The organism is Candidatus Methylomirabilota bacterium (assembly GCA_035260325.1).
In the GTDB taxonomy this organism is placed as follows: domain Bacteria; phylum Methylomirabilota; class Methylomirabilia; order Rokubacteriales; family CSP1-6; genus AR19.
The window spans coordinates 1-8,908 of sequence record DATFVL010000052.1; the positions used below are offsets into that span (position 1 = coordinate 1).

At 68.3% G+C, this 8,908-nt stretch carries 10 protein-coding genes; 7 read left to right on the forward strand and 3 right to left on the reverse strand.

Annotated elements, in window-relative coordinates:
• The 5 genes from VKG64_03555 to VKG64_03575 form a co-directional block, all read left to right on the forward strand.
• A partial coding sequence (locus VKG64_03555; protein HKB24108.1) for a serine hydrolase occupies positions 1-297 on the forward strand: 297 nt, incomplete at its 5' end.
• A gap of 290 nt (positions 298-587) precedes the next feature.
• Positions 588-800: a hypothetical protein gene (locus VKG64_03560; protein HKB24109.1), complete on the forward strand. Its 213-nt coding sequence runs from the start codon at positions 588-590 to the stop codon at positions 798-800.
• On the forward strand, positions 797-1,084 hold the full coding sequence (locus VKG64_03565; protein ID HKB24110.1) for a type II toxin-antitoxin system RelE/ParE family toxin: 288 nt from the start codon (positions 797-799) through the stop codon (positions 1,082-1,084). Before VKG64_03560 ends, VKG64_03565 begins: the two co-directional genes overlap by 4 nt.
• Positions 1,085-1,199: 115 nt before the next feature.
• Positions 1,200-1,823 carry a class I SAM-dependent methyltransferase gene (locus tag VKG64_03570; protein ID HKB24111.1) on the forward strand — a complete coding sequence of 208 codons (624 nt, stop codon included), beginning with the start codon at positions 1,200-1,202 and terminating at the stop codon, positions 1,821-1,823.
• 156 nt (positions 1,824-1,979) lie between these two features.
• The gene (locus tag VKG64_03575) at positions 1,980-3,083 is read left to right on the forward strand and encodes an ankyrin repeat domain-containing protein (GenBank protein ID HKB24112.1); all 1,104 of its coding nucleotides are present in this window, start codon (positions 1,980-1,982) and stop codon (positions 3,081-3,083) included.
• 25 nt (positions 3,084-3,108) lie between these two features.
• On the opposite strand, the gene VKG64_03580 is transcribed toward VKG64_03575, so the two are convergent.
• Together VKG64_03580 and VKG64_03585 are read right to left on the reverse strand one after the other, a co-directional pair.
• The gene (locus tag VKG64_03580; protein ID HKB24113.1) at positions 3,109-3,306 is read right to left on the reverse strand and encodes a hypothetical protein; all 198 of its coding nucleotides are present in this window, start codon (positions 3,304-3,306) and stop codon (positions 3,109-3,111) included.
• A 92-nt stretch (positions 3,307-3,398) separates the two neighbouring features.
• Positions 3,399-5,483: a 3-hydroxyacyl-CoA dehydrogenase NAD-binding domain-containing protein gene (locus tag VKG64_03585; protein HKB24114.1), complete on the reverse strand. Its 2,085-nt coding sequence runs from the start codon at positions 5,481-5,483 to the stop codon at positions 3,399-3,401.
• A gap of 99 nt (positions 5,484-5,582) precedes the next feature.
• Here VKG64_03585 and VKG64_03590 point away from each other — a divergent pair, with 99 nt between their 5' ends.
• Together VKG64_03590 and VKG64_03595 are read left to right on the forward strand one after the other, a co-directional pair.
• The gene (locus VKG64_03590) at positions 5,583-6,761 is read left to right on the forward strand and encodes a mandelate racemase/muconate lactonizing enzyme family protein (GenBank protein ID HKB24115.1); all 1,179 of its coding nucleotides are present in this window, start codon (positions 5,583-5,585) and stop codon (positions 6,759-6,761) included.
• Between the two features lie 32 nt (positions 6,762-6,793).
• The gene (locus tag VKG64_03595; protein ID HKB24116.1) at positions 6,794-7,516 is read left to right on the forward strand and encodes a haloacid dehalogenase type II; all 723 of its coding nucleotides are present in this window, start codon (positions 6,794-6,796) and stop codon (positions 7,514-7,516) included.
• Between the two features lie 13 nt (positions 7,517-7,529).
• Here the strand turns inward: VKG64_03595 and VKG64_03600 are convergent, their stop codons facing one another.
• Positions 7,530-8,741: an MFS transporter gene (locus tag VKG64_03600; GenBank protein ID HKB24117.1), complete on the reverse strand. Its 1,212-nt coding sequence runs from the start codon at positions 8,739-8,741 to the stop codon at positions 7,530-7,532.
• Between the last annotated feature and the right edge of the window lie 167 nt (positions 8,742-8,908).

Genomic DNA, 8,908 nt, shown 5'->3' on the forward strand with positions numbered 1-8,908 from the left:
GGCCTGCTGATCCATCGCGGCGGCCGCTGGCAGGGGAAGGAGGTCCTGCCCGCGGCGTGGATCCGCGCGATGCGCGCGCCGTGCGCGATCAATCCCGAGTACGGTCTGCTCTGGTGGCTCAACACCGGGCGCCGCCAGTTCCCGAGCGCGTCGGAGTCCTGCTACGCCGCGTACGGTGCGGGGAGCAACGTCATCTTCATCGACCCCGAGCACGACCTCGTCGCCGTCGTCCGCTGGATCGACAAGGCGAGCCTGGACGGCTTCGTGAAGCTCCTGGTAGAGAGCGTCAGATCCTAGCCCGGCGTTGTCGACCGACGCTCTCGAGCTGGCTGGCGGCCTCTGTATGGATATGCGACGGGATATGCGTCAGGGTCCTGCAGCGTATCTCGGTCCGGCCGACGCGGGCGTATTGAGCGCAACGTGCTCGAGGGAAAGAGCATATGGAGGTGGCGGAAGGGTCACTCGGACCCGGGATATCCTCAGCGTTTGCGGTGTTATGCAGACCTGCATATCCCGCAGCCGAATTCTAGTTCGCCGCATAGGCGGTCTGTCCACGGCGCTCATCATCGGATTCGGGTATCCTGACCGTGCTGCTGAGTGCAGCTAAGGAGGCGCTGATGTCGGCGGGCAGCGTGAAACAGAAAGTACTCGAGGTGATCGAGAAGCTCCCAGCGGATGCCACGCTGGAGGACGCGATCGAGCGCTTGGTGCTCCTGGCGAAGACCGAGCGGGGGTTGGCGGAGCTGGATGCTGGGCAGGGCGTCGATCACGCCGAGGCGAAGCGTCGACTTCTCCGGTGACCCAGGTCATCTGGGCACCTCAGGCAATCCAAGACGTCGAGGGGATACGCGCGCATGTCGCCCACGACTCCGCTCACTACGCCGACCTGGTCGTCGAACGGATCGTCGCCGCCGTGGAACGACTCAAGGACAACCCGCGCTCTGGACGTGTCGTACCTGAGCTCGGGGACGAGTCGATCCGCGAGGTCATCCACGGCAACTACCGAATCGTCTATCGCCTGCGACATGACGTCGTCGAGATCGCGACCGTCTTTCATGGTGCTCGCCTGTTCCGACTCGACTGACAGCGATGACATCGGAGCGTCGAACTTCCCGATGAGCCCGCCGGCGGCTTCGCGTTGCTCAGCCGCCGCGGGTTATCGGGAGCGTTAGGCAGCGGATCGTGTCCCTAGAGGACTCATGTCGAACGAGGAAGTCTACGCGGCAGGGTTACTGAATCGGGCTCTCGATCCGGCCACGCAGCCGCCCGAGGTCCAAGCCTTCTTGCACACCGAGCTCGACCTCCTTCACGACGTCATCACGGAAGGGATGCGGGTAATCGATGTTGGCTGCGGCACCGGACGCCATCTGCTCCTGCTCAGGGACCGCCTCCGACTCGGGGTCGGAGTGGACTATGAGCATCGCTACATCGCCGAGGCGGACCGTCGCGCCGGCGGTCGCCACCTGCACTTCGTCACCGCCGATGCGACCACTATTCCCGTCCTGGCTGCGTTTGACTTCGCGATGTGCCTCACCAACACTTGGGGGACCATGAGTGACAAGACCGGCGTCCTGAGGGAGATGCGGCGAGTGGCGCCGAAGCCTCACACGCGGCTCCTGTCGGTCTATTCGGAGGCCTCAGTGCCGTCCCGTCGAGAATGGTATCGCCGGTTGGGACACGGCGTGTTGGAGGAGACCCGCGAGTATCTGGTGACAGAAGGCGGCTTTCGGTCCGAGCACTTCTCTGAGGCTCGCCTTCGGAGCCTCGTGGGCGAGTGTATCATTCGTCCGCTCGCAGATATTGCCTACGTCGTCACGTTCTGATGTGCTGCCTAACCAGGAAATGGAGCGGCGGAGCCTCGGCGTCTTGTACTACCGTCGTCCGTCCGCGGAGCCAGTGGCGCCGCGGCTCGCCGCTCATTTCCTGATCGTTAGAGCGCATCATGCTACCCACGACGAAAAGCCTAGCTTGAGAAAACGATGACCGGTGCGGCGCTCGACGGGAGGTTCAATGGAAAGCGTGCCCTATGCGCGCTTGCCATGGTCGTTATTGCCACAGCGGCTACAACATGTTACGCCATGGGCCCACTGCATGAAGCGGCCGCGACCGGAAATACCGAGTTCGTGAAATCGTGGATCTCGCAAAAGCGCAATCTCGACGTGACGTATGACGAGCCCTCGGTTGAGGTCGAAGGTAATTACTCCCGCGGTCGGGGGATCACCGCACTCATGACCGCCGCCCGGACGGGGCAATTCGAGATCGTGAAGCTGCTGGTGGAAGGGGGAGCGGATCTGTATGCAGAGTCGCGTTGGCGCGACGGCTCGAATCCACGCACGGCGTTTGACTATGCGGTGGACACGGAGCGTGTTGCGATAGTCGAATATCTGTGGACCAAGTCAGACGGCATCCGTTTCGCGAGCCGACTCGACCAGCATATCGCCGCAAGCTGCCGCCGAAGCTGCGACGACAAATTCGGCGGCGATGCGCGCAGTAATCTTGCCCTGTTCCTGATAAGCATTGCGCGCGACGATGCCGCTCTCGGCAAAGGCTTAAGCGAGGCGGCGTGCTACGCGCAGCAACCGCTTCGGCTCTTGGCTTTCCTCGACAAGCATGCAGTGCGGTTTCCCGGGAACACGCTGCACTGCATCGCCTATAACCCCGCGGTTCGTCATCTACGCTCCGTCCAGGAGCGGATTGCCATCGCTTCCTTCTTTCTCGATCACGGCGCCGATCCGAACGACCTTCCCTATACGCCATTGAGGGGCGCCGCCGCGGCGCACGATATCGAGATGGTGAAATTCCTTTTGGCGCGAGGCGCAAATCCCAATCTGCAAGGCGCCGATGGCGTGACGCCAATGGGTGCGGCGGCCAATAGCTGCGTCTACGGCGGAGATGCGGTCCAGCTCGAGCCCAGGCAGAAGCCTCAACTGGCCGTCATCGAGTATCTTGCGCAAGCCGGTTCCGGCGCAAAGCTCTACGCAACCGAGGGCGCGCGTTCGCGATTGCAAATCCTGACGAGCTGTTGTAGCCGCAAGCCGCAAACAGCGACCCAGCGGCGAATATGCGAGCTGTTCGGGCTGTGAATGGAATCGCGCTTCGCTTAGTGACTCACGCGCGGCGCGGGCCGAAGAAGCCGCCCTTCGGGCGGCCGTGGGCGTGGTAGTGGTCGGGGATGTTGCGCATGTGGTCGTCCACGTAGAACTCGCCGAGCTGCGCCGTCGCCACCTCGGCGAGACGCGCCATCATGTGGGCCACGTGTTCCGGCGGCGGCGTGACGCCGTGCTGGCGCCAGACCACCATCGGCACGGCGCACAGCTCGCACTCGGCGATCCAGCAGATCTCGTCCTCGTGGTACCAGGGCGTGATCCGCTGCGCCCGGCAGAGATCGCAGCGCGGCTCTAGGACTGGGTGAACCCCTTGCCCTCGGCCAGGAGGCGCTCGAGCCGCGGCGCCGGCGTCCAGAAGTCGTCGCCCGTCGCGCGCCGGAACTCGAGCATCCGGTCGCGGAGCGTCTTGAGCCCGAGCTGGTCGGCCCAGAACATCGGGCCGCCGCGGTAGACGGGCCAGCCGTAGCCGTAGACCCAGATCACGTCGATGTCGCTCGCGCGGATCGCGATCCCCTCGTCCAGGATCTTGGCGCCCTCGTTCACCATCGGGTAGAGCAGGCGCGCCAGGATCTCGTCGTCCGAGATCGGGCGCCGCGTGATGCCGAGCTCGGTCGAGACGTCCACGATGATCTTCTCGACCTCGGAGTCGGGCGTGGCCGAGCGGTCGGGGCCGTAGCGATAGTAGCCCGCGCCGGTCTTCTGGCCGAAGCGCCCCATCTCGCAGAGCCGGTCGGCCACGACCGACTTCTCGCCCTTGCCCTTGCGGATGCGCCAGCCGACGTCGAGGCCGGCGAGGTCGCCCATCGCGAACGGGCCCATCGGAAGGCCGAAGTCGTAGAGCGCCCGGTCCACCTGGTGCGGCAGCGCGCCCTCGAGGATGAGCTTCTCGGCCTGCTTGCCGCGCTGGTGGAGCATGCGGTTGCCGACGAAGCCATAGCAGACGCCGACGAGCACGGGCACCTTGTTGATCCGGCGGCCGACGCTCATGGCGGTCGCGATGACCGTCTTCGACGTCTTCGCGCCGCGCACGTTCTCCAGGAGCCGCATGACGTTGGCGGGCGAGAAGAAGTGCATGCCGATCACGCTCTCGGGCCGCCGGGTCGCCCCCGCGATCTCGTTGACGTCGAGCGTGGAGGTGTTGGTCGCGAGCACCGCGTCGGCCTTGCAGATCGTGTCGATCCTGGCGAAGACCTCTTTCTTGACCGCCATCTCCTCGAACACGGCCTCGACGACGATGTCGGCGTCGGCGATCGCGCCGAAGTCGGTCGTGCCCTGGATGAGCCCCATGCGCTTCTCGACGTCCTGTGCGGTGAGCCGGCCCCGGCTCGCGGTCGCCTCGTAGTTCTTCCGCACGACACCGAGGCCGCGGTCGAGCGCGTCCTGCGCGATCTCGACCACGGTGACGGGGATGCCGGCGTTCGCGAAGTTCATCGCGATGCCGCCGCCCATCGTGCCGGCGCCCAGCACCGCGGCCTTCCGGATCTCCTTCGCGGGCGTGTCCGCGGGCACGTCGGGGACCTTCGCCGCCTCGCGCTCGGCGAAGAAGAAGTAGCGCTGCGCCTTCGACTCGGGCGAGGCCATCAGCTCGAGGAAGAGCTCGCGCTCGCGCTTCATGCCCTCTGCGAACGGCAGCGTCACCGCCGCCTCGACAGCCTTGATGCAGTTCTCGGGCGCGCGGAAGCCGCGCGTCTGGCGCGCCACCGACTTGCGGAAGGTCGCGAACACCTCGGGCTTGCCGCGCACGGCCGCGAGCTTCTCATCGAGGTCGCGGATCTTCCGGAGGGGACGGCGTTCGTTGACGATCTTCTCGGCGAAGGCGACACCCGCGGTCGTGAGGTCGCCCTCGACGATCTCGTCGACGAGCCCGTGCTTCAATGCCTCGTCAGCGCCGATCGGGTCGCCGCTCACGATCATCTGGAGGGCCTTTTCCACGCCGACCACGCGGGGCAGCCGCTGCGTGCCGCCGGCGCCCGGCAGGAGGCCGAGCTTCACCTCGGGCAGGCCGAAGCGCGCCGTCTTGACGCCGATCCGGTAGTGGCAGGCGAGGGTCACCTCGAGGCCGCCGCCCAGCGCGGTGCCGTGGACGGCCGCCACGACCGGCTTCGGCGAGGCCTCGATGAGGTCGAGGACCTCGTGGAGCCCGGGCTCCCGCGGCGGCTTGCCGAACTCCGTGATGTCGGCGCCCGCGATGAAGGTGCGCCCGGCGCAGACGACGACGATCGCGGCGATGCCGCCGTCGGCGCCGGCCTGCCGGAGGCCGTCGCGCATCCCCTGGCGCACGTGCTGGCTGAGCGCGTTGACGGGCGGGTTGTCGACCGTGAGGACCGCGGTGCGGCCGCGACGGTCGAGGCTGACGGATTGGCTGAGTGCAGTCATGGCGCTCCTCTTTCCCGGGTGACTCGCGCCGCCATCATACCTCACCTTTCGGAGGGAGCACCGGTCCCGCCCCCGAGCCTTTTTGCTATAGTGCCCCGCATGAAGATCGCCAGGGTCGAGTCGCTGCACGCCGACGCCGGCCAACGGAACTTCGACTTCCTCAAGATCACCACGGACGACGGGCTCGTCGGCTGGAGCGAGTACAACGAGTCCTTCGGCGGCGCGGGCGTCTCCGCGGTCATCGACGGCCTCGCGCCCCAGATCCTCGGCAAGGACCCGCGCGCCTACGAGGCGCTCGTCACGCTCATGTACGCCGTCCGCCGGCAGGCGGCCGGCGGCATCGCCCAGCAGGCGATCGGCGCGATCGAGAACGCGCTGCTCGACATCAAAGCCAAGGCGCTCGGCGTCCCCGTCTACGAGATGCTCGGCGGGCCGGTGCGCGACCGGATCCGGCTCTACTGGTCGCACTGCGGGACCTATCGCCTGCAGTGGTCGAAGGAGATGCAGATCCCGGCGCTCCGCACGCTCGACGACGTGCGGAAAGCGGCGCGGGAGGTCGTGGACCGCGGCTTCACCGCGCTCAAGACGAACGTCTTCGTCCTCGGGCAGGACCCGTACCTGCACTCGCCGGGCTTCGCGCGCCGCGGCCCCGGGTATCCCGAGCTGAACGCCGAGCGCTACGTCCTCCGCGCCCTGCGCGACGAGCTCGCCGCGTTCCGCGAGGGCGCGGGCCCCGACGTCGACATCCTCGTGGACCTGAACTTCAACTTCAAGACGGAGGGCTTCCTCAAGGTCGCGCGCGCGCTCGAGCCCTTCGACATCTTCTGGGTGGAGATCGACACGCGCGACCCGAAGGCGCTCCACTACATCCGGAGCCGCTCGCCGATCCCCGTGGCCTCGTGCGAGTGCCTCTTCGGCCGGCGCGACTACCGGCCCTACTTCGAGCAGCAGTCGGTGGACGTCGCCATCATCGACACGCCCTGGAACGGCGTCGCCGAGTCGGTGAAGATCGCCACGATGGCCGACACCTACGAGGTGAACGTCGCGCCGCACAACTTCTACGGTCACCTCGCGACGCTGATGAACGCCCACTTCTGCGCCGTCGTGCCGAACCTCCGCATCATGGAGATCGACCCCGACACCGTGCCCTGGTACGACGACCTCGTCACCGTGAAGCCGCTCATCAAGGACGGCCACCTCCACCTGCCGGCCGGCCCGGGCTGGGGCACCGAGGTGAACGAGGAGGCGGTGCGCGCGCACCCGCCGCGGAAGCGCTGAGATGGACGCCCGCGCCGGCACCGTCTGAGCCGATGGCGCGGCCGGGCCTCGCGCGCGTGAAGGCGCTGACGTTCGACACCTACGGCACGATCGTGGACTGGCGCACGAGCGTGCTCGCCGAGCTCCAGGCGTTCGGCGCCGCGCGGCGGCTCATCCGCGACTGGCCGAAGTTCCTCGACGACTGGAAGAGCTGCTACCGGCCGGGCATGGAGAAGGTCAACAGCGGCGAGTGGCCGTGGACCACCGTGGACGCGATCTACCGGCGCCGCCTCGAGGAGCTGCTCGCGGCGAGCGGGATCGGCGGCCTCGGCGGGGACGAGGTCGAGCGCCTGAACCGCGTGTGGTGGCGCCTCAGGCCGTGGCCGGACGCGGTGCCGGGGCTCGTGCGCCTGCGGGCGAAGTACGTGATCGCGCCGCTGTCGAACGCGAGCTTCGCAGGCATGCTCCACCTCGCCAAGTTCGCGGGGCTACCGTGGGACTGCATCATCACCGCCGAGAACGCGAAGTGCTACAAGCCCCGCTCCGAGGCCTACCGGACGGCGATCGAGCTCCTGGGCCTCGAGCCCGGCGAGGTCATGATGGTCGCCGCGCACAACTACGACCTCCGTGCGGCCCAGGCCAACGGGATGCGCACCGCGTTCTTCCCCCGTCCGGCGGAGTACGGGCCGGGCCAAACCACCGATCTCGCGCCCGACGGCGACTGGGACGTGGTCGCGAAGAACGTGGAGGAACTGGCCCCCCTGCTCGGCGCCTGATCCCGCGGCGCTTCTAGGCGTCGGGCCGCGCCGGCTCGCGCGTTGCCATGACGCCGATCCCCGCGAGCACGAGGGCCGCCGCGAGGAGCCCGAACACCCGCTCGTAGCCGCCGAGCGACACCACGAGGAGCGCCGCGCCCACGGGTGCGAGGGCGCGCGCGCCGTTTGCGCCGAGCGCGAGCGCGCCGGCGATCGACCCGTAGTGGCGCGGCCCGAAGATCTCCGCGACCATCGTCGCGCGCGCGAGCGTCGCCATGCCGTTGGCGGCGCCGAGCATCACCACCATCGGCGCGAGCGTCCCGAGGCGCCCGACCAGCGCGAGCTGGGCGAGCGATGCGGCCTGGACGACGAAGATCGCGGCGGTGAGCGCGCGGTGACCGAAGCGCGCGGCGATCGGTGCGAACACCAGCCGCGCCGGGAGCTGCATCGCGCCCATCCAGCCGATCATCACCGCCGCCAGGGCGGGCGAGTAGCCGCGGTCGGCCAGGTACGGGATGAGGTGCACGGTGACGGAGTTCGTCGTGAAGTTGCCGATAAAGAACGCCGCCGCCAGCACCCAGAACACGGACGTGCGGGCCGCCGCGCCGAGCGTGAGCCCGGGCACGCGCGGCTCCTCGCTTCCGGGGCCCGGCGGACGCGCGCGCAGGGGCGCCGGCCGGAGCGCCAGCGCGTGCAGCGGAATGGTGAACGCGGCCAGGATCGCCGCGAGCGCGACGAGCGCGGCCCGCCAGCCGAGCCGGTCGACGAGCCAGGCCTCGATCGGCATGAAGATCGTGCTCGCGAGCGCTCCCGCGAGCGTCACGGTGAGGAGCGCGCGGTCGCGCCCGCGCGTGGCGAACCAGCCGACGACCGCCGCGAAGGCGGGCTCGTAGAGCGTGGCCGCGAGCGCCAGGCCCATCAGGCACCAGACCGCGTAGAGCGCCGCGAGGCTCTCGACGCGCGACCAGACGAGCAGGAGCACCACCCCGAGGCACGAGCCCGCCGTCATGAGCGCGCGGGCGCCGTGCCGGTCGATCCAGCGCCCGACGGGCAGCGCCGCGAGCGCCGCCATGCCCATGCCGACCGAGAAGGCGCCCGTGATCTCGACGCGCGAGAAGCCGAGGTCCGCCTCCATCGGGCGGAGCAGGACGGGGAAGCCGTAATAGAGGATGCCCCACGAGACCGTCTCGGTGATGCAGAGCGCGGCGACGACGATCCAGCCGTAGTAGAGGCGTCCGAGGCCCACGGACGCGTATTAGCGCACAAGGGGGACCGCCGCGCGAAGCGCTCGTTTCCGGCCCGGCTGGTTCGGCGCCTTGATGATAGGATCGGGCGCATGCCGATCCCCGTGGACCCGACCGATGTCCTGATGACCGGCGAGAACTCGTTCATCCGCCTGAGCCCCGACGGCGG

Coding starts and splice junctions, on each gene's coding strand:
- VKG64_03570 (HKB24111.1), top strand. CDS start 1,200: ATGTCGAACGAGGAAGTCTACGCGGCAGGGTTACTGAATCGGGCTCTC.
- VKG64_03575 (HKB24112.1), top strand. CDS start 1,980: ATGACCGGTGCGGCGCTCGACGGGAGGTTCAATGGAAAGCGTGCCCTA.
- VKG64_03585 (HKB24114.1), bottom strand. CDS start 5,483: ATGACTGCACTCAGCCAATCCGTCAGCCTCGACCGTCGCGGCCGCACC.
- VKG64_03590 (HKB24115.1), top strand. CDS start 5,583: ATGAAGATCGCCAGGGTCGAGTCGCTGCACGCCGACGCCGGCCAACGG.
- VKG64_03595 (HKB24116.1), top strand. CDS start 6,794: ATGGCGCGGCCGGGCCTCGCGCGCGTGAAGGCGCTGACGTTCGACACC.